22 protein-coding genes and 3 pseudogenes are annotated in these 26,199 nt (G+C 42.3%); 13 read left to right on the forward strand and 12 right to left on the reverse strand.

Annotated elements, in window-relative coordinates:
- Positions 1 to 29 precede the first annotated feature (29 nt).
- From NXV01_RS21780 to NXV01_RS21795, 4 genes are all read left to right on the forward strand, one after another.
- On the forward strand, positions 30 to 791 hold the full coding sequence (locus NXV01_RS21780) for a DUF4465 domain-containing protein (RefSeq protein WP_234132835.1): 762 nt from the start codon (positions 30 to 32) through the stop codon (positions 789 to 791).
- Between the two features lie 289 nt (positions 792 to 1,080).
- Positions 1,081 to 2,454: a tryptophanase gene (locus tag NXV01_RS21785; RefSeq protein ID WP_259023222.1), complete on the forward strand. Its 1,374-nt coding sequence runs from the start codon at positions 1,081 to 1,083 to the stop codon at positions 2,452 to 2,454.
- A gap of 80 nt (positions 2,455 to 2,534) precedes the next feature.
- A complete protein-coding gene (locus NXV01_RS21790) occupies positions 2,535 to 2,837 on the forward strand; it encodes a GNAT family N-acetyltransferase (protein ID WP_148364849.1) in 303 nt (100 codons plus the stop codon).
- Positions 2,838 to 2,845: 8 nt separating this feature from the next.
- Positions 2,846 to 3,070 carry a (4Fe-4S)-binding protein gene (locus NXV01_RS21795; RefSeq protein WP_004300640.1) on the forward strand — a complete coding sequence of 75 codons (225 nt, stop codon included), beginning with the start codon at positions 2,846 to 2,848 and terminating at the stop codon, positions 3,068 to 3,070.
- Between the two features lie 38 nt (positions 3,071 to 3,108).
- Here NXV01_RS21795 and NXV01_RS21800 read toward each other — a convergent pair whose 3' ends face one another.
- From NXV01_RS21800 to mutY, 4 genes and pseudogenes are all read right to left on the reverse strand, one after another.
- Positions 3,109 to 3,741 (reverse strand): 4'-phosphopantetheinyl transferase family protein, encoded by a 633-nt coding sequence (locus NXV01_RS21800; RefSeq protein ID WP_195649438.1) that lies wholly within the window; start codon positions 3,739 to 3,741, stop codon positions 3,109 to 3,111.
- Positions 3,719 to 5,073: pseudogene (locus NXV01_RS21805) on the reverse strand (gliding motility-associated protein GldE). The gene NXV01_RS21800 and the pseudogene NXV01_RS21805 overlap by 23 nt, the downstream one beginning before the upstream one ends.
- Positions 5,074 to 5,150: 77 nt before the next feature.
- The gene (locus NXV01_RS21810; RefSeq protein WP_259023223.1) at positions 5,151 to 5,630 is read right to left on the reverse strand and encodes a single-stranded DNA-binding protein; all 480 of its coding nucleotides are present in this window, start codon (positions 5,628 to 5,630) and stop codon (positions 5,151 to 5,153) included.
- Positions 5,631 to 5,775: 145 nt separating this feature from the next.
- On the reverse strand, positions 5,776 to 6,810 hold the full coding sequence (gene mutY, locus NXV01_RS21815) for an A/G-specific adenine glycosylase (RefSeq protein ID WP_148364846.1): 1,035 nt from the start codon (positions 6,808 to 6,810) through the stop codon (positions 5,776 to 5,778).
- A gap of 211 nt (positions 6,811 to 7,021) precedes the next feature.
- On the opposite strand from mutY, the gene NXV01_RS21820 reads away from it, so the two are divergent.
- The 3 genes from NXV01_RS21820 (at position 7,022) to NXV01_RS21830 (ending at position 11,079) form a co-directional block, all read left to right on the forward strand.
- Positions 7,022 to 7,297: an HU family DNA-binding protein gene (locus tag NXV01_RS21820; RefSeq protein WP_004300646.1), complete on the forward strand. Its 276-nt coding sequence runs from the start codon at positions 7,022 to 7,024 to the stop codon at positions 7,295 to 7,297.
- 280 nt (positions 7,298 to 7,577) lie between these two features.
- Complete coding sequence (locus tag NXV01_RS21825) at positions 7,578 to 9,152, forward strand: Rne/Rng family ribonuclease (protein ID WP_148364845.1); 1,575 nt, start codon at positions 7,578 to 7,580, stop codon at positions 9,150 to 9,152.
- A 178-nt stretch (positions 9,153 to 9,330) separates the two neighbouring features.
- On the forward strand, positions 9,331 to 11,079 hold the full coding sequence (locus tag NXV01_RS21830; protein ID WP_259023224.1) for an ATP-binding protein: 1,749 nt from the start codon (positions 9,331 to 9,333) through the stop codon (positions 11,077 to 11,079).
- Positions 11,080 to 11,156: 77 nt separating this feature from the next.
- On the opposite strand, the gene NXV01_RS21835 is transcribed toward NXV01_RS21830, so the two are convergent.
- The 4 genes from NXV01_RS21835 to NXV01_RS21850 all read right to left on the reverse strand — a co-directional run bounded on the left by NXV01_RS21835 (position 11,157) and on the right by NXV01_RS21850 (position 16,727).
- On the reverse strand, positions 11,157 to 11,657 hold the full coding sequence (locus NXV01_RS21835) for a GNAT family N-acetyltransferase (RefSeq protein ID WP_259023225.1): 501 nt from the start codon (positions 11,655 to 11,657) through the stop codon (positions 11,157 to 11,159).
- A 772-nt stretch (positions 11,658 to 12,429) separates the two neighbouring features.
- Complete coding sequence (locus NXV01_RS21840) at positions 12,430 to 14,973, reverse strand: hypothetical protein (RefSeq protein ID WP_259023226.1); 2,544 nt, start codon at positions 14,971 to 14,973, stop codon at positions 12,430 to 12,432.
- Positions 14,961 to 15,410, reverse strand: a complete 450-nt coding sequence (locus tag NXV01_RS21845; protein ID WP_258981317.1) for a hypothetical protein — start codon at positions 15,408 to 15,410, stop codon at positions 14,961 to 14,963. Before NXV01_RS21845 ends, NXV01_RS21840 begins: the two co-directional genes overlap by 13 nt.
- Before the next feature lie 372 nt (positions 15,411 to 15,782).
- Entirely contained in the window at positions 15,783 to 16,727 is a 945-nt protein-coding gene (locus NXV01_RS21850; RefSeq protein ID WP_217721128.1) for a site-specific integrase, read from the reverse strand.
- 202 nt (positions 16,728 to 16,929) lie between these two features.
- Here NXV01_RS21850 and NXV01_RS21855 point away from each other — a divergent pair, with 202 nt between their 5' ends.
- From NXV01_RS21855 to NXV01_RS21885, 6 genes and pseudogenes are all read left to right on the forward strand, one after another.
- Positions 16,930 to 17,199 (forward strand): DUF4248 domain-containing protein, encoded by a 270-nt coding sequence (locus tag NXV01_RS21855; protein WP_099147019.1) that lies wholly within the window; start codon positions 16,930 to 16,932, stop codon positions 17,197 to 17,199.
- Positions 17,200 to 17,660: 461 nt separating this feature from the next.
- Positions 17,661 to 18,285 (forward strand): annotated as a pseudogene (locus NXV01_RS21860) (hypothetical protein).
- 4 nt (positions 18,286 to 18,289) lie between these two features.
- Positions 18,290 to 19,669: a replicative DNA helicase gene (gene dnaB / locus NXV01_RS21870; RefSeq protein WP_258981322.1), complete on the forward strand. Its 1,380-nt coding sequence runs from the start codon at positions 18,290 to 18,292 to the stop codon at positions 19,667 to 19,669.
- A 188-nt stretch (positions 19,670 to 19,857) separates the two neighbouring features.
- On the forward strand, positions 19,858 to 20,364 hold the full coding sequence (locus NXV01_RS21875; RefSeq protein WP_258981323.1) for an HU family DNA-binding protein: 507 nt from the start codon (positions 19,858 to 19,860) through the stop codon (positions 20,362 to 20,364).
- A 121-nt stretch (positions 20,365 to 20,485) separates the two neighbouring features.
- Positions 20,486 to 20,779 carry a hypothetical protein gene (locus tag NXV01_RS21880; RefSeq protein ID WP_099147015.1) on the forward strand — a complete coding sequence of 98 codons (294 nt, stop codon included), beginning with the start codon at positions 20,486 to 20,488 and terminating at the stop codon, positions 20,777 to 20,779.
- Between the two features lie 18 nt (positions 20,780 to 20,797).
- The gene (locus NXV01_RS21885) at positions 20,798 to 21,247 is read left to right on the forward strand and encodes an N-acetylmuramoyl-L-alanine amidase (RefSeq protein ID WP_148364840.1); all 450 of its coding nucleotides are present in this window, start codon (positions 20,798 to 20,800) and stop codon (positions 21,245 to 21,247) included.
- 149 nt (positions 21,248 to 21,396) lie between these two features.
- On the opposite strand, the pseudogene NXV01_RS26095 reads toward NXV01_RS21885, so the two are convergent.
- The 4 genes and pseudogenes from NXV01_RS26095 to NXV01_RS21910 all read right to left on the reverse strand — a co-directional run bounded on the left by NXV01_RS26095 (position 21,397) and on the right by NXV01_RS21910 (position 26,172).
- Positions 21,397 to 22,732: pseudogene (locus tag NXV01_RS26095) on the reverse strand (ATP-binding protein).
- A 230-nt stretch (positions 22,733 to 22,962) separates the two neighbouring features.
- On the reverse strand, positions 22,963 to 24,135 hold the full coding sequence (locus NXV01_RS21900) for an iron-containing alcohol dehydrogenase (protein WP_148364839.1): 1,173 nt from the start codon (positions 24,133 to 24,135) through the stop codon (positions 22,963 to 22,965).
- A 61-nt stretch (positions 24,136 to 24,196) separates the two neighbouring features.
- Positions 24,197 to 25,207, reverse strand: a complete 1,011-nt coding sequence (locus NXV01_RS21905; protein ID WP_195649431.1) for a lysylphosphatidylglycerol synthase transmembrane domain-containing protein — start codon at positions 25,205 to 25,207, stop codon at positions 24,197 to 24,199.
- Positions 25,208 to 25,254: 47 nt separating this feature from the next.
- Positions 25,255 to 26,172 (reverse strand): phosphatase PAP2 family protein, encoded by a 918-nt coding sequence (locus NXV01_RS21910; RefSeq protein ID WP_409012958.1) that lies wholly within the window; start codon positions 26,170 to 26,172, stop codon positions 25,255 to 25,257.
- Between the last annotated feature and the right edge of the window lie 27 nt (positions 26,173 to 26,199).

Genomic DNA, 26,199 nt, shown 5'->3' on the forward strand with positions numbered 1-26,199 from the left:
TTAATTAATAACTAAAATCAGAAAAGAACATGAAGAAATTATCCTTATTATTACTGTTATCAGTATTTGTATTTTGCGGCTGTAGCGATGATGACGATGATGTAAAAAACGAAGTGGTTGCCAGTTTTGAAAATAAATTAACAAAAGCAGAGAGTGAATTTACTCCCACAGGTGATCAACCAACAGGCTATGATATTCTCGAGACAAGTATCAAAGATAATCAGAATCTAATTGAATGTAATCATTATTATGCAGCATGGGGACTTGCTGGAGGATTTACTTACACCAATAAAACTGACATTACCACTCCCGGATCTGCTAATAGCAGTGCTATTACAGGAAAAGGTAAAAATGGGACAACCTATCTCACTGCATATACCAGTAGCTTTAACACTGCAAAGATTACTAATCTCAAAGGAGAATATGCATTTAAAGGAGCATGGGTTACTAATACAACTTATGCATATCTAGCCATCAAAAACGGAGACGATGGACAAGATCCATCTATGGTAAAGAAATTCGCCAATGGTGACTGGTATAAAATAACAGCTGTTGGTTACAGAGCCAATGACAATGAAATAGGAAGAGTCGATTTCTATCTTGCCGATTTCAGAAACGGAAAAACCGAAATTGTAAACACATGGCAATGGTTTGATTGGAGCAGTATTAAAAATGCTGATTATATTAAATTTGAAATGAGTTCCACTGATAATTCAGAATATGAAGGAGTATCTTATATGAACACTCCTTCTTATTTCTGCCTTGACGGTATTACACTTATCGAGGACTAAACAACCACTGTTCAATTGACATCAATCGGTTATATACTTATTTCTAATCAGCCTATTGATTACCAATAATCAAACTTATAATCATATTCAATCGAATGCATAATTTTAAAGAGCCGGATATTCTTTTAAGGAATCCGGCTCTCTTTATATCTACCTATTACAAATTGATATATTACTAGCCCATGGAGAAGTAATTCCAATAGTCACAACTTACAAAAAGTCATCATATATTTGCTAATTACGCAAATTTTAGCTACATTCGTCGTTCAAAACTATTAAATCTACGACAATGGAATTACCTTTTGCTGAATCATGGAAAATAAAGATGGTAGAACCCATCCGGAAAAGCACACGTGAAGAGCGCGAGCAATGGATTAAAGAAGCACATTATAATGTCTTTCAACTCAAATCAGAACAAGTTTATATAGATCTCATCACCGACTCCGGGACCGGAGCGATGAGCGACCGCCAATGGGCGGGAATGATGCTAGGTGATGAAAGCTATGCCGGAGCGACCTCATTCTTCAAGTTGAAAGAGATGATTACGAAACTAACAGGATTTGAATACATCATACCAACCCATCAGGGACGTGCCGCTGAAAATGTCCTTTTCTCTTATTTGGTACATGAAGGAGACATTGTGCCCGGAAACTCGCATTTTGACACCACCAAAGGACACATTGAGGGACGTCATGCCATCGCATTAGACTGCACCATCGATGCAGCCAAACAAACCCAACTAGAAATACCGTTTAAAGGAAATGTAGACCCTGATAAATTACAGAAAGCCCTCACAGAATACGCAGAACGGATTCCTTTTATCATCGTCACCATCACCAACAATACAGCCGGAGGACAACCCGTCTCCATGCAAAACCTGTACGAGGTACGTGCCATCGCCGACAAATATGGCAAACCCGTACTTTTCGACTCTGCACGTTTTGCCGAGAATGCCTACTTCATCAAAATGCGCGAAGAAGGTTACCGAGACAAAACTATCAAAGAAATCACACGGGAAATGTTCTCTCTTGCCGATGGCATGACAATGAGCGCCAAGAAAGACGGAATCGTCAATATGGGCGGATTTATTGCCACGCGGCGTGCAGACTGGTATGAAGGTGCAAAAGGTTTCTGTGTACAATACGAAGGCTATCTCACCTACGGAGGCATGAACGGACGGGATATGAACGCCCTCGCCATCGGACTGGACGAAAACACCGAATTCGACAACCTCGAAACACGTATCAAACAAGTGGAATACCTGGCAAAGAAACTGGATGAATACGGAATCCCTTACCAACGCCCGGCCGGAGGACACGCCATCTTCATTGATGCGCCTAAAGTGCTGACACATGTTCCTCGAGAAGAATTCCCGGCGCAGACGCTAACCATAGAACTTTACCTGGAAGCCGGTATCCGTGGATGCGAAATCGGCTATATCCTTGCCGACCGTGATCCGGTGACCCATGAAAACCGCTTCAACGGTCTTGACCTACTCCGCCTCGCCATTCCCCGCAGAGTATATACCGACAATCACATGAATGTAATAGCTGCCGCCCTCAAAAATGTATATGAACGCAGAGAAAGCATCACTCATGGAGTACGTATCGCCTGGGAAGCTCCCTTAATGAGACACTTCACAGTCCAATTGGAAAGATTATAAACTTGGAGAATATTTGTTCGCGTAAAACAAAAGTGTTCTCCAAGTGTTTATGTTATAATCGAACTTAATACGTAAAAATTATGGCAGAAGATCATAAATTAATAGACAACGAAGAAAAACATCGGTATGAGTTTCAGATCGATGGCAAAATAGCTGAAATAGACTATATCAAATCAAACAATGGAGAAATATACCTTGTACATACCGAAGTACCCGCTTCATTAGGCGGCAAGGGAGTAGGCTCACAACTTGCAGAAAAAGCATTGGCAGACATCGAGCGACAAGGTCTACGCTTGGTACCGCTTTGCCCGTTTGTAGCCGGTTACATTCACAAACATCCGGAATGGAAGCGAATTGTAATGCGTGGTATTCATATTAAATAAATACATATATGGGAAAAAAAATTGAATATACCAATGGTGAACTGACCATTGTGTGGCAGCCTGAATTATGTCAGCATGCCGGAATATGTGTAAAGATGCTACCCAATGTTTATCATCCAAAAGAAAGACCCTGGGTACAAATTGAAAATGCGACAACAGAAGAATTAATTGCACAAATCGGCAAATGTCCGTCAGGAGCATTGAGCTATCGACTTAATAAAAAAGAGAAATAACACACCGAGAAAAGAGCTTCACACACTTCTTCATTCGTTCAATTCAATGTCCACGTCAATACAAAGTCCGGACAGATACGATAACCGACAGAATAAAGTTCTTGCTGCTCCGTAGCCAACTCCTGAACCTGAAACGTCCCCTCCGCTTGAGGAATAAAATGCGTCAACCGGAGTTTACGAAGATCAGCATCCGCATTTTCCATCCGCTTGAAAACAGCTTCCTTTGCCGACCAATGCAATAGCAGCCCCCAGGTTATATCTCCCAGATAAGATTCTACTTGCTCGTCAGGACGGATATAACGGTCGGATACCTTGTGAACCCGTTGAGCATATTGCTCAATGTCAATGCCTACCGGAACCGAAGAAGCAAGCATCACCGCCACATAACCTTTCGTATGAGAAATACTGATAAAAAAAGAATGATCTGTGAGATAAGGTTTCCCCTCCGAAGAATAACCGATTTCCTTATCCTCCTGCAACATGGAATACAACAGAACACGAACCGACAACCATTCCATCTTACGACGTTCGGAGACAAAGCGATTCAATTCCTGCTCACAGAAAGCTCTTCGCGCACCGGGCAAAAGAAGCAATAAAGCATCCAAAGACTCTTCCATCTTCCAGACAGCCCACTGTATACCATTTGTCTTATACTGCAGAAACAACGCCATCTTCCATTTCCTTCGGCAGAATTGTGAACTTAACTTTCAATATACGGCGACTATCCATTTCGAGCACTTCAAACTCATAATTGTGATACGTCACTTTCTCATGCAGCACCGGGAATTCACCTTTAATTTCGAGCAACATACCTGCCAATGTATCTGCATCACCCACCACCTTTTCAAATTCGTCTTCGTCTACTTTTGCAATCTTATAGAAATCCGTCAACTGCGTTTTCGCTTCAAATATCCAAGTATGGTCATTCAAAACAACGTATGTACGCTCTTCATCATCGTATTCGTCGTGAATTTCCCCTACAATCTCTTCGATAATATCCTCCATCGTTACCAGTCCGGAAGTTCCTCCAAACTCATCCACAACGATAGCAATATGAATCTTATTCGCCTGGAAGTCACGCAGCAAATCATCAATCATCTTCGTCTCCGGCACAAAATAAGCCGGGCGAATCAATGACTGCCAACGGAAATTATCCCCCTTATTGACATGAGGCAGAAGATCTTTAATATACAGCACCCCCTTGATATTGTCCCGTGAACCGGAATAGATAGGAATACGTGAATAAGCATTTTCAATGATACACAGCATCACCTCCTTGAAAGACGTACGGATATCCAAATCGACCATATCCAGGCGTGATGTCATCACCTCCTTCACGGTTTCCCCACCGAAACGGATAATGCCCTCCAGAATATTATTCTCTTCAGAAAGCTCCGCTTTATCCGTCAGTTCCAACGCGTGCGACAGTTCATCCACAGAAATATTGTGACTCTTCTTAGCAAAATGCTTATTCAGAAAAGTTGTCGAACGCACAAGCACAGTAGCTATCGGACGGAATACCTTCTCCAGGAAGTAAATTCCCGGTGCCGAAAAACGGCAAAAGGCTAATGTTTTCTGTGCCGAATAGATCTTTGGCATAATTTCACCGAACAACAACAGCAGGAAAGTCAGGATGACGGTCAGTATCAGGAACTCTGCCAATGGAGAATGGAAGACAAACACATTCATAAAGAAGAAGTTGCAGAGCATGATAATGGTCACATTCACAAAATTGTTCGTAATCAATATCGTTGCCAAGAGGCGTTCTGAATCACCCAACAGGGCACTTATTTTTTCATCGGAAGGATGATTGTGTTCATCAATATCATTCCGATCGGACGGAGTAAGTGAAAAAAAGCTATTTCGGAAGCCGAAGCAAAGCCGGAACCAAGCAGGAGCACACCTGCCAGCACTATGGCAATAATAGCAGAGATAGAAGGAGTGTTTACGGTAATACCGTTGAAAATGTCAGCCAATTGGCTTAAATAACCATCTGAGTCCAAAGAGTTTATATTTTAGTTAAACAAAAGATAATGTGCCAATGAGTTAGAAAAAATCGATTGGCACACTATCACATTATTTAGAACGGCAAATCATCTGCCGGATTATCTTGTACAGGTTGCGCCTGCGACTGCTGCGTTTGTTGCGGCTGGCCGGCAACCGGTTGTTGCTGCTGTCCCGTAGCAGGCTGTCCGGAAGCAGAAGCTCCCGCACCCGGATTGACTCCTTTCGGAGACAACATTTCCATATTATCCACATAAATTTCAGTGATATAGCGCATAGCACCCGACTGGTCGCTGTAAGAACGCGTTCTTATCTTCCCTTCCAGATATAGTTTGTCACCTTTGTGCACATATTTATCTACAATCTCCGCCAAACGGTTAGATGCAACGATATTATGCCATTCTGTTCTTTCGGGAATCTGGGTTCCATTAGCCAACGTATATCCACGATCCGTCGTAGCCAATGGGAAAGTTGCCACTGCCGAACCTGTATCGAAGTATTTCACCCGAGGATCTTGTCCTACGTTTCCTATCAATATCACTCTATTTACTGACATATCTGTATCAAGTTTATGATTCTTTAAATTAAATCCGCTGCCAAAATTAAACAGAATAACAATAGGATGCAAGAATTTTAAGTATTAAAGTTTTAAGTATTAGGCTGTGCCATAAACTGGATGGTTAATACTTAATACCTAATACTTAATACTTGATTAAGTTTTGTACCAGCTTTGAAATAGCGTACTGCTCCAGTTCCTCTACTTTTATTTTCTGGAAATTACCGAAAGAAGTCAAATTTTCAGAGATTGTTACTTCATACAGATTAGCATAAATCACCCGGTGAGACAACACATGCTTCACTTCCCTGCAAACAGAACGCACCACCGGCACTTCCCCCGACGCAAAGAATGCACGGAATTCCGGCAAAGCAAGAAACTCTTCCTCCGAAAGAGCCGTCGGAGTTTCTATCAATGGCAATTCGAACAAATTCTTCCAAATATCATTTCCTGTTCGTTTATTTATAAAGGTATACGCGCCCGCACGTACATAAATATAATTGAAGTAACGGTTGGTAGTCTTTGTTTTGTGCTGTTTCACCGGAAGCTTTGTCACCAACCCCTTCGAAAGTGCCGAACAACCGCCTGCCAACGGACAGAACAAACAGTTGGGCGACTGCGGAGTACACTGAATTGCTCCGAAATCCATTATCCCCTGATTATAAACAGCCGGATGCTTTTTATCCAACATCTCGTCTGCCAATGCTGCAAAAAGTTTCTTTCCCTCCGTCGAATCAATCGGAGTATCTATACCGAAATAACGTGAAAGCACCCGATACACATTGCCATCCACCACCGCATAGGGCATGCCGTAAGCAAACGAACAGATAGCCGCCGCCGTGTACTCCCCCACTCCTTTCAGAGCCAGCACTTCCGGATATGTTTTCGGGAAAACACCATTCATGCTTTTGGCGGCGGCATGAAGATTGCGGGCACGCGAATAATACCCCAACCCCTGCCAATACTTCATCACCTCATCCTCATCCGCAGCGGCCAAAGTCTGTACATCGGGAAAACGCTTGATAAAGCGAAGAAAATAATCATACCCCTGCGCCACCCGCGTCTGTTGAAGAATAATCTCCGAAATCCAGATCAAATACGGATCGGCAGACTCCCTCCAAGGCAATTCACGTTTATTCTCTTCATACCACTCTACAATCGTTTTCGTAAACTCGTTCATATCCTCTCTACTAATGTATTATCTAACATTTATCTTGTATATCCTACTCAAAAGGCACACAAAAGTAACTCTTTTAGCTCTAAGAAAACCCTATGCCACTATTTTTTTAGAAAAATGTGCAGAATATATTTTTTTAGGAGCTTAAAAAGCTATATATTTGCAGTCCAAAAAATTAGCAATAACATAGTAATAATATTTTTTTTAAGGAAAAATGACTAAAGCAGATATTGTAAACGAGATTACAAAGAAAACTGGGATTGACAAGCAGACAGTTCTTACAACAGTTGAAGCATTTATGGATGCAGTAAAGGATTCGCTGTCTAATGATGAGAATGTATACCTGCGTGGGTTTGGTAGTTTCGTAGTAAAGAAAAGAGCACAGAAGACTGCTCGCAACATTTCTAAAAATACTACGATTATTATTCCGGAGCACAACATTCCGGCTTTCAAACCGGCTAAGACATTTACAATTTCAGTAAAGAAATAATAAACAAGAGTATTAACCCATAAAATGTGAAGCTATGCCAAGCGGAAAAAAAAAAAAGACATAAAATGTCTACGCACAAGCGTAAAAAAAGACTAAGAAAGAACAGACATAAAAGCAAAAAATAATTTTTAAGTCTGGATCACACAGAAATAAAGAACAAACTTGCGAAGCCAATGTCTTTCAAGTTTGTTCTTTGTTTAAGTAGCTAACCCAAAATGAACATTTTGTAAAAAAAGTTGTTCATATAAATGAGATTCAATCAATAATAAGGAAACAAACAGTGACAAGTGAACTAGTAGTTGACGTACAGCCCAAAGAGGTCTCCATCGCCCTTCTCGAAGATAAGAGCCTAGTGGAACTTCAAAGCGAAGGAAGAAATATTTCTTTCTCTGTGGGCAATATGTATTTGGGACGTATCAAGAAATTGATGCCCGGACTCAATGCATGCTTTGTAGACGTCGGTTACGAGAAAGACGCTTTCCTTCATTATCTGGACTTGGGTCCTCAATTTAACTCACTCGAAAAGTTTGTAAAGCAGACTTTAAGCGACAAAAAGAAGCTGACCTCCATCAGCAAAGCAACCCTGCTTCCCGACCTTGACAAGGATGGAACTGTATCCAACACCCTCAAAGTAGGACAAGAAGTAGTGGTGCAAATCGTTAAGGAACCGATCTCCACTAAGGGACCGCGACTGACGTCCGAAATTTCGTTTGCCGGACGCTATCTCGTACTGATCCCTTTCAATGATAAGGTTTCGGTATCGCAAAAAATTAAATCGAGCGAAGAACGCGCCCGCCTGAAACAGCTGCTGATGAGCATCAAGCCGAAAAACTTCGGTGTCATTGTCCGCACGGTAGCCGAAGGCAAACGCGTAGCCGAACTCGACGGAGAGCTTAAAGTCTTGGTTAAGCATTGGGAAGATGCGATGGTAAAAGTACAAAAAGCCACCAAGTACCCGACGTTGATTTATGAAGAAACCAGCCGCGCCGTAGGTTTGTTGCGCGACCTCTTCAACCCATCATTTGAGAATATTCACGTCAACGACGAGGCTGTGTACAATGAAATTAAAGATTACGTATCACTGATTGCGCCCGACCGGGCTAATATCGTGAAACTGTACAAAGGCCAACTTCCCATTTACGACAATTTCGGTATCACCAAGCAGATTAAATCATCGTTTGGTAAAACAATCTCTTACAAGAGTGGTGCCTATCTGATTATTGAGCACACTGAGGCGCTTCACGTAGTAGACGTGAACAGCGGTAACCGCACCAAGAATGCCAACGGGCAGGAAGGTAACGCACTCGAAGTAAATCTGGGAGCCGCCGACGAGCTGGCCCGCCAACTGCGATTAAGAGATATGGGTGGTATCATTGTCGTCGACTTCATTGATATGAATGAAGCCGAAAACCGTCAAAAGCTTTATGAACGAATGTGTGCCAATATGCAGAAAGACAGGGCACGGCATAATATTCTGCCGCTTAGCAAATTCGGGCTAATGCAGATTACACGCCAACGTGTGCGTCCGGCAATGGACGTCAACACGACCGAAATCTGTCCTACTTGCTTCGGCAAAGGCACCATCAAATCGTCCATTCTCTTTACGGACACTTTGGAGAGTAAAATTGATTACCTGGTCAATAAACTGAAGGTTAAGAAATTCTCGTTACACGTCCATCCGTATGTTGCCGCCTACATCAATCAGGGACTCGTTTCCCTGAAACGGAAGTGGCAAATGAAATATGGATTCGGTATTAAGATTATTCCAAGTCAGAAACTCGCATTCCTGCAATATGTGTTCTATGATACACATGGAGAGGAAATCGATATGAAGGAAGAAATCGAAATCAAATAGACAGAAAAGGCGGCTCGTTAGGTACGGGTCGCCTTTTTGTTTATTCTATTTTTCTTCAACTATCCATTTTTCAAGATTACGGATTTCCGCACTGAAATTGATTCCTATTTTAAAAAGCTTCCGTCCATCCATCAAGATTCATTTTTTATTGTTACTTTTGTGAGAAAATGAAAGAGGCATGAATCAACCAGTAAAGCGCAAACGTATTCCTTATGGAATGATGAACTTCATCGATGTCCGCGAAGACGACTGTTACTACGTGGACAAGACACATTATATCCCGCTCATAGAGAATGCGAATAAGTATTTCTTTTACATTCGTCCACGCAGATTCGGGAAGAGTTTAACGATTTCCATGCTCCGACATTATTATAATATACTCGAAGCTGATAAGTTCGAGAAATGGTATGGCGACTTATATATAGGCAAGCATCCCACTCCCGAACGCAATTCATATCTCATCATTTACCTCAACTTTGCCGTAGTTAATGCGGAATTGAAAAGTTACCGTGAATCATTAGACGCGCATTGCAACACAGAATTCAACTTCTTCTGCGATGTTTACGCCCAATATCTTCCCGAAGGGATAAAAGAAGAGATGAATAAGAAAAAGGGAGCCGTAGAGCAACTGGACTATTTATATAAAGAATGCGTCAAGACCAATCAACAGATTTATCTGTTCATTGATGAATACGATCACTTTACAAACAAAATCTTATCCGAACCTTCCTGCCTGGAAGATTATAAGAGCGAAACACATGGGACCGGTTATTTACGCAGTTTCTTCGATACAGTGAAAGCCGGTACAGACTCCACGATCAAACGTTGTTTCGTAACAGGTGTCAGCCCCGTCACGATGGACGATCTGACTAGCGGATTCAATATCGGCACCAACTATTCACTTTCCCCGGAATTTAATGAAATGACCGGATTTAACGAAGAAGAAGTGCGCGCAATGCTGGATTATTACGCCACTACCTGCGAGTTCCATCACTCTATCGACGAGCTGATAGAAGCAATGAAGCCTTGGTATGACAATTACTGCTTTTCAGAGCAAAGTTACGGAAATACCACCATGTACAATTCCAATATGGTGCTTTACTTTATAGATAACTACATTCGTAATGAAGGATATATGCCTCGCAATATGGTAGAAGAGAATATCCGCGTAGATTATAACAAACTACGAATGCTCATCCGCAAGGATAAAGAATTCACCCATGATGCCTCGACTATTCAAACATTAATAAAACAGGGATATATCACTGGTGAGCTAAAAACGGGCTTCCCAGCCGAGACTGTTGCAGAACCGGATAATTTTGTCAGCCTACTGTTCTATTTCGGCATGTTGACTATCAGCGGAACGTTAGAAGGAGAAACGAAGTTGACCATTCCCAACCAAGTAGTACGTGAACAGTTGTACAGTTACTTATTAGATACATACAACGAAGCAGATCTCCGTTTCGATAATTGGGAAAAAGGAAAACTGGCATCTGCCATGGCTTATCGTGGCGACTGGAAAGCCTATTTCAACTATATCGCCGAATGCCTGCACCGCTACTCTTCCCAACGTGACAAACAAAAGGGCGAAGCATACGTACATGGATTTACACTGGCTATGACTGTACAAAACCGTTTCTATCGTCCTATTTCCGAGCAGGAAAATCAGGAAGGATATGCCGATATCTTCATGTTTCCTTTATTGGATATTTACAAAGATATGCTTCATTCATACATTATAGAACTGAAATATGCCAAAGGAAAGGATAACGATGAAAAAGTAGAGCAACTCCGCCAGGAAGCCATCACACAAGCCAACCGCTATGCCGCCAGCGAAACGGTGCAAAAAGCAATCGGAACAACGACGCTGCACAAAATTATTGTTGTCTATCAAGGCATGAAAATGGCGGTGTGCGAAGAAGTTTAAAGTTCATATATATTCAAATGCACTATACAGAAAAGGCGACTCGTTAGGTACGGGTCGCCTTTTTGTTTGATTATTGTCTATTCTTCTTTCAAATCATAATACAACAAACGAGTATGTTTATCATCATCATTTGGAAGCAGCAGACTAAAATTATTTTTCTCATAAAATGGAATAGCGTTTAAATATGCATCCACAGTAATGAAACGACATCCAGTTTTATTGTTCTCGATAAAATAGTCTTTTATAAAATCCATCAATACTGTACCGATACCTGTACCAGAATAAGCAACATCAACAGCAAAACGGCATATTTTCACAGCGGGACAACTTTTCAAACGCTTATCATTAACAAAACGATGCTTACGAAACCTATTAAATTCTGTCTTATTCTCAAAATCCCCTAACGAAACACGGTCATTAGCCAAACTGAAATATGCTATTATCCTATCATCAACTTTAGCGATGTAAGACACTGCCAGTAATGCCTCCCGATAAAACGAAGCCTCATGCAAAATAAAATCGTTCAAGTCGGCATCACCGCAATTGAACGATTCTTCTATTTTTTCACCTTCTTCCATCCGACTAATGCGGAATTTAGAAAAGTCTATTTGTACACCTATTATCCAATCATTTAAAATTGGTTGCCGCTTTCATAACGAGCTCATAATTTTTGCGTCTACGTTCCCGCTCCTCTTTCGACACTTTACGTGGACTTTTCATCTTTTCTTCAAACCGACGAGCATCCTCTCCAAACAATATTGGGGTTTCTCTTATTGGTCTTGCCATCTTATTCCCTCCTTTCATTAATTGTAGATACAAAAGTAACACAATTTCTCCTATAGCAAATCATCATACATTTTCTTCTTCAGGAAGGATATGCCGATATTTTCATGGTGGTATGTGAGGAAGTAAAATAGCAAGAATGGGTGTTTGGTAATTATCGTGCGATAATCTACAACTAAGATTTCTTCTTAAAGATTGAAAAGCCCGGACTTTCGCAAGCCCGGGCTTTCCGTATTCTCTCAAAGCATCTCCTTAATCTATAGGGAAATGGGATACTAGTATTAAAAAATTTAGCGTACTAGCATAATATAGGGAGATACATTCAGAGTAAAGATAAAAGGGATGCCAGTGGGAAATTAGGGCGGCATCCCTTTCTAAAAGAAGTACAGAAAGGGGAGGACTGACTTTCACAAGCTAATGCCTTCCATCTGTTACTTCTTGACGTATTCTTCACCAGCGTGGTGAAGAAGGGTTTATCTATCACCAGAGATTAATATCTCCCGTTCCTTTTATTAGAAGAACCTATAAGTTACGGGAGATATTGTTATCTGATTAATTAGCAGGTTATTATTGTTTGTCTACCCAAGTCGGAACAGTGACTGTTATCGACTTAGCCTGACCAACCATGCTACCCCAAGGAGAGGTAGGAGTAGCTGTCACAACAACTTCCATCGTACTCTTGATCGTACTTGTTTCAGCTATTGATTTAATCAATTTGAGTTTACTGTCAGAAATAGTAGGCACTTCAAAAGAGGATGCATCTTTTCCTGAAAGAGAATACACGATAGAGAAATTATAGATATCCATAGCGTTATTGCTGCCATAGGTATCATTATCAGCTGTAGGCCATACGTTTTTCTTATCTCCATCTTTCCAAACAAATGCAGTTGTCAAATCAAGACCATTTGTTCTTGCAGTCGCGTTTTTCACGTCATACTCAAATTTGGTATTTTTTGCATCTTTATAGCCGAATGTTCCGTTCAACTCATTAGCAGGAATTACAACTGGAATAGTTATGGCGAATATTTTCTCCTTACCACATTTTCCCTCCAGTGTGACTTTGATAGGTTTGCCATCGTAATCGTTAGACACTGTAACAGTACCGTCTTTGTCAACTTTTACACCTTTACGTTCTTCCGGAGCAGCATCTTTTTGAACATCATCAGCAAGAGCAAACTCCATTGTACCACCGACAGTCGTAACCAAATTTTCATATACTTTATCGTAGTTTGTATAAAGTTCTTTCAAGCTTCTGGAGGCTGTTACTGCATTTACCTTACCATTAACATCTTTACCTAAATTAATAAGCAATGTTCCGTCTGTATAAGTATTAGCTACCAATTTAAATGCTTTATTTTCTGCATCAGGAAGAGTTACGGTTACGCCCTTCACTGTTACATCTACTGTATAATCACCATTAGTAATCTTCGTAGTAATATCAGTAGGCGCACAAGTTGTTTCTTTAGGAATAATTAAAGCAAGTTCACCACCGCTATTAGAACCCAACTTAATTGTCTGGTCTTGCGCAACAGCATCAAAGGTACAAGAGCTGAATTTATCCGTTACTTTCATATTCAACGCATTCTTTATTGCAGCTATAACCTTATCTACACCGTCGGCACCAATAGTAGTAATATCATAAGACTTTTCTATAGCATTCCACAAAATAGACTCTGTCGATTTAAGTGTAATAATTTGTGCTTCTCCTTCGCTGACGATTTTAACTTCCGTATATTCCTTAGCTGTATATTCTTTTGTCACAGGTTTTTTATCTCCGGCTGTTGCAGGATCCGTCACTGTTACGGTAGATTTCACAGTAGCTTTGCTTCCTGCATCTCCTTTAGCTGTCAGAACACCAGTTGCTTCTTTTAATTCAAAGGATTTTTCAGCTGTAGCCTTGTCTGTAAATGCAAATGCCACCTTGAAATATTTATCCGAGATGCCTAGTTCAGCCAAAGTCTTTGTGGAAGAAGTACCGCTAACCTTTCCACTACCATCTATTGATGTATTCACAGTTAACTCGTAATCAGAAACCTTTGTATCTCCATCGTTTTCCATATAGTCAATAGCAGCACCTTTCTTCACTGTTGCTACTGCACCATTTGCAGATGCCCATTCTACCTTGCTGATATACAAATCACTCTTCACAGCAGCAAAATAGTTTGAAGAAACATCATTCAACGTTTTCTTATCTGTAGCAACCTTGTCTTTTACAGTCAGAGCTACAGCATAACTATGACTTACCGCACTGGCATCCAACGTCACTTCAATCAAGTTAGATTCTCCTTCTACAGTTTTGATTCCTTTTATCTTGAACGGATCGTTTAAAGCACGTGTTTTCACTTTCTGGCAATCTACGGCAATATCATATTTTGCGTTTTCCTCGCCGAAGTTAGCAACCAAATCAGCTACCACAGCAGAAGGTGATACACGGAATTTCACTGTTACTTCGTCCACATTGACTACAGGTTTCCAATCTTCTTTCTTATCATCAAACTGCATATAGTAAGTATTAAACAACACCTGTCCATCTGCATATTCCGGTACATACACAATGCTCTGAATCATGCCTTTGATAGCATCAATTTCTTTCTGTAGTTTTTCTTCCAGACCTTTTATAATACCGGCATTACCTTCAGATTCTCTTTGGATAATATCTTTAACAGCTGAATTAAAGGTAACCCCCTCACCCGAAGGCAATTCCAATCCTGCCAATTGTTGTTTTGTTTCATCAATCTGTTTGATGACAGCTGCATAATCCTCATAAGTTGAGCCATCTCCTACAGCTTTATCGATAGCTGCCAACAACAGATTCAGCTTATCCATTTGAGCTTTATACTCTTTAGAGAAAAGCGTTTCATTTACTTCTTTCACAAAAGCAGCAAGATCCGCATTTTCCTTAAAGTTTTCAGAAAGATACTTATTGACGTCTGCAAGCACTGTACCGACAGCCGTTTTCACAACTTTATCCACATAAAGAGCAATACTACCCTCTTTGCCGATAGCATTCAAAATCTCCTGATTCAGATAAGCATCAAAACCGGTATTTTTATAGCCACTAATATCCTTATTATTCTGATAAGCAGCTTCGGCATCGATCAAAGTCTGCAAAGTAGATTTAGCAGTTTCGAGGTCGGTGATCTTTTTTTCAGTCCATTGATGTAATCATCACCTCCTAAAGCCTTCTTCAAAGCGGCCAAATCATTTTGAGCTGTAGCCAGTTTACCAGCCAAATCTTTTGCATTCTCACCTACTGCTGTTTTCAGAGCTTCCTGCAAATCAGCAATCTGCTGTGTCAACGAAGTTTCAGACGAAGGATCATTCACCAGTTTTTCCAGTTTGGCCAATTGTTCTTTCAATTCCTTGCTCGCCTTATCAACAGCTGCATTCATGTCTTCCGTGCTTACAGGACTAGCAGATGTGATCTTATCAACCTGCTCCTGCAAGCCTTTAATGTCATCATCATAATCCTTACAGCTCGTTACTGCTGTACTGACTGTAAGCGTCAATGCCCCAAAAAGCATTACCCTAACAAATTTTTTCTTCATAACTACTTAAAAATTACATTAATAATATATTATTAAACACTAAGTTTCAATAATAGCCGCCCGTTACTTCGTAGGTAACGGATAAACCTTTGTACCTGCTCTTTTGGAGTAGTCAATACTGAAAAATGAGACGATAAGCAATGAAACATTTTTACCCCTGCTTCTGAAAGGCAGTAGAGGGAGGGAAATCTTTTGCAAAATTTAGAAGTTAACAAAGTCCTAATACAAAGAATCCGTGTGTTTTATTTGTTTAATTCCTCTTTTGAGTAGTTTATTAGAAAAAATGTATGATTTCGTTTGGTTGTTTTAAGAAATATGCTCATATTTGCACCGATATTTCAACCCGTTACCTACGAAGTAACAGAGTAAAAATCAAGCACTTGTACCTATCACCGAGCGTTTTACAAAGTCGATCACCTGTTTATTTGCTTCATCAATTTTCCTACTCCGGAAAGGTTTCAAATAAGTTTCTGTTACAGTGATAGACGAATGTCCCATTGCTTCGGAAATAATGCCCGGATGAATTTCGCAATAATACGCAGTGGTCGCCCAAGTATGACGTGCGGTATATGAGCTCAACCGATCTTTGAGTCCAAGCAGCTTTCCCACCAGTTCCAACTGATAGTTAAAATTGCGCAGAGCCAGTTGATATTCCTTATACGCCATTGGCGAACCTTCGTCACTGTGAAGAATCGGGAATAAATAGGGCGACTGCTCCTCGCGGCTCCTATACTTCCGTAAAAGAAACATCGCTTCCGAGGTCAACGTCACAGACAGCGGACGCCCCGTTTTACGACGACGATAACTAATCACATTCCCCCGGAGATCACTCTTACGCAGATAAGCCAAATCGACAAAAGGCAATCCCCGGAGCAGGAACATAAGAATGAACAACTCCTGCGCACTCCTCATGGCAGAAGTAACCGCATCCGACTGCAACAGACGGGCAAATACCTTCTTCATATCCTCCGCATCCAATGCCCGGCGACGGTCCGCCCGCGTACCTGTATATACGGAGCGAAACAAATGTGGCACATAAGGCGCCTTCCGAAGATCGACAGCACGATTGTAAACCGCACGCAACGTGCGAAGATATGTAGACACCGTGTTCCAGCTACACCCACGAGCCCGAAGGCTACCCTCAAAATGCTTCAGCCACTCCGGAGTTATTTCCCGGAACGACAAACAACCGGAACCCTGAAAAGTAAGAATCGCATTCAAACTACTTCTATATACATGAGCAGTCCCTAAATTCCCACTCTGCTGCAAATCAACAGCCACTTGCTTCATAAACGAAGTAAAACTTTCCTTCTTCATTAAAAAATAATTTAATAATTAATATTTACTATTCCCACAATTTACTTTAGTAAAATACGAAAATATATATACAAAAATTTACATACATAAAATTATAAAGTTAAAAACTGAAATATTCACATTATCTATCAAATTTATTTTCATACATTTGCGCAGTTTTTTAAACAAACAACTCTTTTAATTACTAAAAAACAACAAAGTTATGAACAACAATGAACCAGCTGTCGAACACTACAGCATCAATGGATTCAAGTATTTCTCCGAGTTGGCGAAAGAATATTTTCCTGATCTGGCAAACGCCTCTTCCGCCAGCAAAAAAATGCGCAAACGCATCAAAGCAGACAAGACGTTGAATGAACAACTGGCTGCCGCGTATTACACCTGCCAAACAATCGACATCAGTCCCGAAATGCAACTAATCCTTTACCGTCATTGGGGACCTCCCCACATCGACCTGCCGACAAACGTTTAATTACGTAGTAGAAAACGAAAACATCGACAAGGAATAAAAGGAAAATCGAACTATATATTTTTAAATATATCATTTATCTTTTTATTGTTTATTATGTATTCCACTTTGCGTTCACCACTTTTTTCAGATAAGAAGATAACTATCATTTATACAGCTATTTACCGAAAGAAAAAAGCGTTCCACAAAGCGTTCGGCAAAATGACCGTTTTTTTCATTCCAAACAGAGCCTCCGAATCCCCCTAACGAAGGCTCTGTCTATCTCCGGCAGAAGCTTTATCAAACACAAACAGAGCATCCATTTCATCTCCCGATCACTTCTTCGCCCCATGAAAGAAAACAAAAATACAACAACTTACGTACCACAACTATTCTTCTTCGTCCACACCCGTCCACAAACAGGCACACCCCTTGCAAACCGCACGGAAACAGCGTACTTTTACAGAAAATTTAAATAATACCCAATGAAAAAAATCAATTTCCAAGCCATGCTGAAACAAGGTTTTCTCATTATCCCTAAAGCCTTAGTACAGCAGCAGATAGAAGACCTGCACATGCAAGAAGGAGAACTAGAAGCACTCCTGAAAATCCTGATGAAAGTCAACTATTCGGATACACTCTATAACGACCGACAGAACAAAGACTGCTTGTACAAAAGAGGCGAAAGCCTATTTAGTTATCGTGACTGGAGCCACATCTTCCACTGGTCTGTCGGAAAAGCCTTCCGGTTCATACACGAGCTTGCCACGCTGGGAATTATAGAAATCATCCCCCCACCCCAACAATTCCTCCCTGCATATCCGTGTCACCGAATACGACAAGTGGGTAGGAGTTCCCGACAGCGACAAGCAGAAAAAGAAAACCGTCAACGAACAGTTCCACCTGTTCTGGAATGAATTCCACAGCATCACGCAGCTCCCCAAAGAGAATATCGCCAAAGCACAACGCGAATGGAAAAAGTTGAGCGACAAGGAACAACAACTCGCCATCGACAGGATAGAGGAATATTATTTCCACCAAACGAACATCAATTTCCTTCTCCATGCCGCCAGCTATTTATCCAACAAAGCTTTTCTTAACGAATACTGATCCTATGAATACCGAAAACAGAGTTTCACCACAGGCTCCCGAAATAGAAGAAGCCATCATCGGCGCCTGCCTGATAGAGCAGGGAGCCATACCACTGGTAGCCGACAAGCTGCGTCCCGAAATGTTCTACGTCCTGCGCCATCAGGTTATCTATGCCGCCATACTGGCCATGTATCATGCAGGAATAAAGATAGACATCCTCACCGTAAAAGAAGAGCTTTCCCACCGTGGAAAGCTCGAAGAGGCGGGCGGACCGTTCGGCATCACCCAATTGAGCAGCAAGGTGGCAACCTCCGCCCATCTTGAATATCATGCGCAGATCGTACACGAGAAATATCTGCGACGCGAAATGATTCTGGGGTTCAACAAACTCCTCGCCTGTTCGCTAGACGAAACGATGGATATCGACGACTCACTGGTAGACGCACATAACCTGCTCGACCGTCTGGAAGGCGAATTCGGCCATAACAACCACATGCGCGACATGGATGAACTAATGACCGCCACCATGGTAGAAGCCGAAGGACGTATCGCCAACAACAAAAACGGAGTGACCGGCCTCCCTACCGGACTGGCGGATCTGGACCGCATGACGTCCGGACTACAGAAAGGCGAGTTGGTGGTGGTCGCCGCCCGTCCCAGCGTAGGAAAAACGGCATTCGCACTACACATGGCACGAAGCGCAGCAATGGCAGGGTATGCCGTAGCTGTCTACAGCCTCGAGATGCAAGGAGAACGACTAGCAGACCGATGGCTGACAGCGACCAGCGAAATCAGTGCCCGCCATTGGCGATCGGGAACCGTCAGCCAACAGGAACTCGTAGAGGCACGCACAACAGCCGCTGACCTCAAACGCCTACCGATACACGTAGACGACAGCACATCGGTCAACATGGAACATATACGTTCCAGCGCGCGACTGCTGCAAAGCCAACATGCGTGCGATGCTATTATTATCGACTACCTGCAACTCTGCGACATGACGACCGGTCAAAACAACCGCAACCGCGAACAGGAAGTGGCACAAGCCACCCGCAAGGCAAAATTGCTAGCCAAAGAACTGAATGTACCGGTCGTACTGCTTAGCCAGCTAAACCGCGAATCGGAAAACCGCCCTGCCGGCCGGCCCGAACTGGCCCATCTCCGCGAGAGCGGAGCCATTGAACAGGATGCAGACGTCGTCATGCTGCTCTACCGTCCCGCCCTTGCAAGGGTAACGACCGACCGGGAAAGTGGTTATCCCACCGAAGGCCTGGGAGTAGTCATCATAGCCAAGCAACGCAACGGAGAGACAGGAAACGTCTATTTCAGACATAATCCGGAAATGACCAAGATCACCGAATATGTCCCTCCGTTAGAGTATATGCTGAAACATGCTAAATAAGAAACAATTACACTAATAACATACAATTTTATATTACAATATATAGCAGAAATCATTTTCTTATTTTATTTCATTATACACACAAAATATATAGCAAAATACTTGACTTTCCCTTTCATATTTCGTATATTTGTAATGTCGTAAGGACAGAGAAAATTTTATTACTTAAACCTTAACTTTTTAATTGTATGAATGTATTAGTGGAGCGCTATCAGCGCAGAAAGTATGTGAATCAATCCGATTCACAGATGTTGTATTATGTACGCCAGAAATCGGGTACAGTGAGAGTGATGGACATCAACAAGCTGGCGGATGCCATCGAAGCGAACTCTTCGCTCACTGCAGGAGACGTGAAGCATGCCATTGAGGCTTTTGTCGAGCAATTACGCCTGTCGCTTACCCAGGGCGACAAGGTGAAGATTGACGGATTGGGTACGTTCCATATCACGTTGAGCAGCGAAGGGGCGGAAAAGGAGAAAGATTGCACGGTGCGCAGCATCCGCAAAGTAAATGTCCGTTTCGTAGCAGATAAGGCGCTTCAGCTGGTGAATACGAGTCATGCCACTACCCGAGGCGAGAATAATGTCGATTTCATCCTGGCAGCAAAGGGCGACGGAGAAAGCACCGACGACGGAAAAGACGGCGGAAGCGGTGATGGCGGCGGAAGTGGCGAAGCTCCGGACCCGGCAGCTTAATCTTAAAAAACAGTGCCGCATGGATATTACGGAGTGATTTCTACAGTTACTCTCCATGCGGTTTCTGTTTCCTTCTACATTTATTTTTTAATTCTCAATTCTCAATTTTCAATTTATTAAAATGCTTGATAAAATCATAGAGATCATTATGACAATCCTGCCCTTTCTGGGCAGTAACCGCAAAAAGCGCAAAGTAATGGCGCAAGAAGTAAAAGAGTTCAGCGAACTGGTGAAAGACCAATATACTTTTCTGATGCAGCAGTTGGAAAAAGTGTTGAAGGATTATTTCGACCTTAGCTCGAAAGTGAAAGAGATGCATACGGAGATATTCTCATTAAGAGGTCAGCTGGCGCAGGCTGCCACCTTGCAATGTATCCATAAAGAGTGCTCGCAACGTAGTGTGGCAGAAGCCTGACAATGAACGGTCTTATCCATGAGAACTATCAATCTAATAGTAATCCATTGCTCCGCCACGCGCGAGGACAAGAGCTTCACGGAATATGATCTGGATATCTGTCACCGCAGGCGCGGATTCAACGGAACGGGGTATCATTTTTATATCCGCAAGAACGGTGATATAAAGTCTACCCGTCCGATAGAAAAGGTCGGTGCGCATTGTCGCGGTTTCAACAAGGAAAGTATAGGTATCTGCTACGAAGGAGGACTCGACTGCATGGGACAACCGAAGGACACACGCACCTGTTGGCAAAAACACTCTCTGCGCGTATTGATTCTTGCTTTATTGAAAGAGTATCCCGATTGCCGGATATGTGGACACCGGGATCTTAGCCCCGACCTGAACGGAAACGGCGAGATTGAACCGGAAGAATGGATCAAAGCCTGTCCTTGCTTCAATGCTGAAAAGGATTGGGATAAAGTCTAAAAAAAGATTAGCTTTATTATAATTTAGGCACGGATAACACGGATTTCACGGTTGCTTTGTATAAGCATAGCACTAACCGTGTAATCTGTGTAATCCGTGCCTAATCTTTATTTTATGATTTTACAAGACTACTCGTTATCAAAGGTCGTTTAAAACCGACGCAATATGCTGTCTAATTTTCCAACGAGGTAAAAGGGAAGATTAATCAATTTGAATTCTTTCCCGTCTGCCGTCTTCACCTCATCCACCGCATAGGGCTGCGACCATATTCTGACTGCAACTGTCTGCACAGAGCGATTCATAAAAGAATGCAAGGAACGTAGATGGGCGTTATGTCCTGACTTAACTTCAATGGGATAAACCATGGAATCCTGTACCCAGACATAATCGACTTCTGCATTTGAACCGCTCTTATTACGTACCCAGAAACAACGTTTCTGACTGACTTTATCTGTCAGTGTCAACAGTTCTTGCGCCACAATCTGCTCCGCTATCATACCACGCCAAGCATCCATTATATCTTTTGCTCCCAAAACTTCCTTCTGCACCTGTGCCGCATAATTCACCAATCCTGTATCCAACCAGACCAGCTTGGGCATACGCTTTATTTCAGGAGTGGCCGGAACTTCCGTTGCCGTAGTCGGATAAACTAGTTCCAATAGCATTGCTTTCTCCAACAGACGAAAAGCCTCTCCTACTTCCCGGGCATTATAAGACGAACCGGCAAATCCCCCCTAAAGTTACTGCTTGCCCGGCTTTATGCCATCCCTCCTTTAAGATAAAACGAATCACTTCCGGAAGTCGTTTCCCTTGAGCGTACTTTTCCACATCATCCCGGTATCCTTGCAAAAGGGTTTCATAAGTGGACTCCAAAACTAGAATATCCCTGCTCTCTGCATAAAGCTGCACAACTTCCGGCATGCCTCCAATCAGCGTATAGATATTAAACAATAACATCAAACGGTCATGAAAAGCGAAAGTGACTTCCGGTTGATCTAAAACAGTCACTAAAGCTTCTTCGCCGACAGCACCCAGAAACTCGCGAAATGAACAAGGACGCAATGCCATATATTGCACCCTTCCCACTGGAAATGAAACATGCACATCTATCAGGTTTTCTAATAATGAACCGGCAGCAATCACATAAATATCAGGTAATTCTTCATAAAAATAGCGCAACAATGCCATCGCCTTTGCCGAATTTTGAATTTCATCAATAAAAAGCAAGATTTGTCCCTCTTTCTTTACCTTTCCACAATGTGCAAAGAACAAAGGCATCAAATCTTTTAGAGGCACATTCAACTCAAATAAGGATGCTGCCTCCCGTTTCTCCAAATTCAAATAAAGGTAATTTTCAAACTGTTTCCCAAATTCGTTAACTACCGTTGTTTTACCTACTTGTCTCGCTCCACGTAATATTAAAGGCTTTCTGTGCGCATCGACTTTCCATCTTTCCAAATGAAGCAATATATCTCTTTTAAACATGAATCACAAACTTATTGGTTATCAACAACAAAGTTATAAAAAGTTTTCAAAGATGGGGTAAAATACTCGAATTTTGTTCTAAAAATGGGGCATAACTATACTGTTTTTGTTGCATAAAGAGGGGAAGCATTTATAATACTGTTCCAAAGATGGGGCAAAAGAAACAAACCAACAACTGCACCCCTCTATCAGAAGACAAATGATGCAGTTGTTGGTTATATCTGTTTTTCTTATAATGCCAGACGGTAAATCTCTTTGCTGTCCTGTTTCGCTAATTTGACATAATTGCCTACCAATTCGCCTTTATTCCGGTGCAGACTATCTACAAGGCGGTCGATGTCGGGATTCTCAATGCCAAGTTCTTTGAAGGTCACAGGCAGGCCGATGGAAGTAAAGAAGGATTTCAGGCGGGAAATTCCTTCAAGGGCCACCGCCTTTTTATCGTCAGATTCTGCCACTCCCCACACCCGGATAGCGTATTGGGCTATCTTATCCACATTGTGTTCTGTCATCCATGTCATCCAGGCAGGGAAGATTACGGAAAGTCCGGCGCCATGAGTTACATTGTAAATAGCACTGATTTCATGTTCAAGGAAGTGGGAAGCCCAGTCCTCTTCACAACCTACACCACAGGTTCCGTTATGGGCAATGGTTCCACTCCACATCAGATTGGCACGGGCTCCGTAGTTTTCAGGTTCTTTCATGACGGTGGTTGCTTCTTTGATGATGGCAAGCAGTGTGCCTTCGCACAGACGGTCGCCTATCTCTACATCTTTCGTGTTGGTGAAATAGCGTTCCATGATGTGTGCCATCATATCGGCAATGCCGCAGGCGGTTTGGAAAGGAGGAAGTGTGTAGGTCAGTTCGGGGTTCATTACGGCGAAAACAGGACGCAGTACACCGGGAGCACGGAGGCTTAATTTCTGTAAGCCATCGACTTTCGTGATGACGGTGTTACCGGAACCCTCGCTTCCGGCAGCAGGAATCGTTAACACAACGGCTACTTTCAATGCTTTCGTCACAATGGCTTTTCCGATGTAGAAGTCCCAGAAATCTCCGTCATAAGGAACTCCGGCTGCAATAGCTTTCGCCGTATCAATCACAGAGCCGCCACCAACGGCGAGCATCATATCTACGTTCTCTTTCCGGCAGAGGTCGATTCCTTCATATACTTTCGTGTCTATCGGGTTAGGCTGTACACCGCCCAGCATACAATAGGGAATCCCCGCTTCCTGCAATGATTTCTCAACACGAGCCAATAATCCGCTGCGTATCACAGAGCCACCGCCATAGACAATCATTATTTTGCGTGCGCCGTATTTCTGCACTAATGCTCCGGTTTGCGCTTCCGTGTCCCGTCCGAATACAAATTCGGTAGGGCTGTAAAAGATAAAATTATTCATTGTCGCTTTCTTTATAGGCCTTTTTATATAGATCCTTTATAAGTCAGACAAAGTTATAAATTTAAGCAGAATATTTTTCTTTTGATTGTTTAAAGTTTCCTACTTTCATCAGTGCAAGTCCGATAACAATCCAGACCATTTCACGCACTCGGGTAATCAAAGCGGCATAGACACCGTAGGCTCCGGAAAGGGAAAGTCCACCTACGGCAAGGGCAAAGCCGCCTTCACGACCTCCCAGTTGCATGGGCAGGAAAAACAGCAGGTTGGCAAGAAGAGAAGAGAAAGCTGCAATCAGGCAGCAGTCGGCAAAGCTGACGTTAGTGGTCAGCACATTCAGTATCAGCCAGATTTCAAGACAGCTGACTACACGGGCGGTATATTCCAATAAGAGGGCACTATAAAATGTTTGTTTCTTTTGCTGATGGAGAAGTGCGATTTGTTTGTCTATATTCTCCAGTTTCTCTTTATGTGCACTTGCAAAATGAACGACTTTCTTTTTCAGGAAAGGAATACGGCTACCCATGCGGACAAAAGCTACTGCCATCCCATGCCGATAGCCTTTGATGAAAAGAATAACGATCAGTAGGCAAAAGAGGGTTATAGCTCCCAGGATCATTCCCATCACCCACCCCACCGGGTACAGGCAGACATAAAGCAAGACTGAACTCAACCAAAAGCAAAAGTGGGAAAAGATGTGCATCATCACGTAAAGAATCACGGAAGAGGTGGCGCGTTCGATTCCTATATAGGGTTTCAGTTCCATAATGCGGTATGGCTCACCGCCCATCAGTCCGACGGGAGTCACGTAATTGAGTGCAAATCCCGTCACGGTGAATTTGTAGAGCCGGGCAAATGAAAAGCCGGTTTTACCGCTGCTACGAATTATTATATACCACGATACCGTATTAATCAGGTAGACGAACAGCCACAGCAACAAGACCAAAGGTAAATATATCCCCGCACGTTTCAGATTCATCCAAAGCTCCTGATAATCCATATCGAAAGTGAATATCATAATCAGGACGGCAATAATACCAAAGGCGAGGAATATATTACGATATTTGTTCTTCACTGTTTCTTGTATGACTTAGTACGATTTATTCCAATACGGAGATAGATCTACTTTATATATGCATAATATCTTTCGAAGAATCTTTTGAATGCCGGAATTTTCATCAATACATATTCGAATACCAGCCAGCCGATCAACGCGCAAGAGACACCGAGTAATACATCAATGATATAATGATGGCATGAATAAATGGCTGTTCCCCAAATACCTACCATAATAATAGAGAAAAGGGTAATCACATACCATCTGCATTTACCGATAATGGCGTACACTAATGCAACTACCATATAGGCCGCGTGCAGTGAAGGTACTGCCGCAAAGACGTTTGCATTGCGTCCATAGATCGAATCGAAGATGGTCACTCCGAAGAAAGTATCAAAGCGTCCCAATCCTGCTACATTGCCGGGTGTGTTAAGTATCGGTTCGAAACCGTAGTTGATAGCATACCAGGGCGGAGCTGCCGGATGGATATAATAACCGGCAAAGCCGATCAGGTTGACGAATAAGAATACCAATGCAAAGCGAAGGTAGGTTTTTCTTTCCTTCTTGAAATACAGGCAAAGCCCGAACAGGATAGGAACAGGAACCCAGCAAAGGTAGAAAATTCCGGCAAAGACGTCTGCTATCGGCCAGTTGTGTGCAGCGAAGTATTCGCAAGGGGTAACCAAAAGGCCATTATCCATCACTCCGAAGAGGGACTTTTCGAGATTATACAGTCCGGCTACGTCAATCGGGTTCACTTCGTAGTTGGGGCAAATACGCATCCAGTCATACGAAATTCCAAAAATAGCGAAAGGCAACAGAGCTACCGCCAACTTACGAGTAGGCAATCCGGCAAAAAATAAAACTAAATAGAGTACCGCCATTAACAAGTGCTCGGAACGAAGTCCGATGAAGATACCTGTCAGCAAAAGGAAAAGAGCCATAATGACTGTCACAGTCAGGGCTTCTCTCTTCGACGGCATTTGAATATTCTTTATCATCATAACGTT

It is taken from the genome of Bacteroides sp. BFG-606, assembly GCF_024788145.1.
GTDB classification, from domain to species: Bacteria; Bacteroidota; Bacteroidia; order Bacteroidales; family Bacteroidaceae; genus Bacteroides; species Bacteroides vicugnae.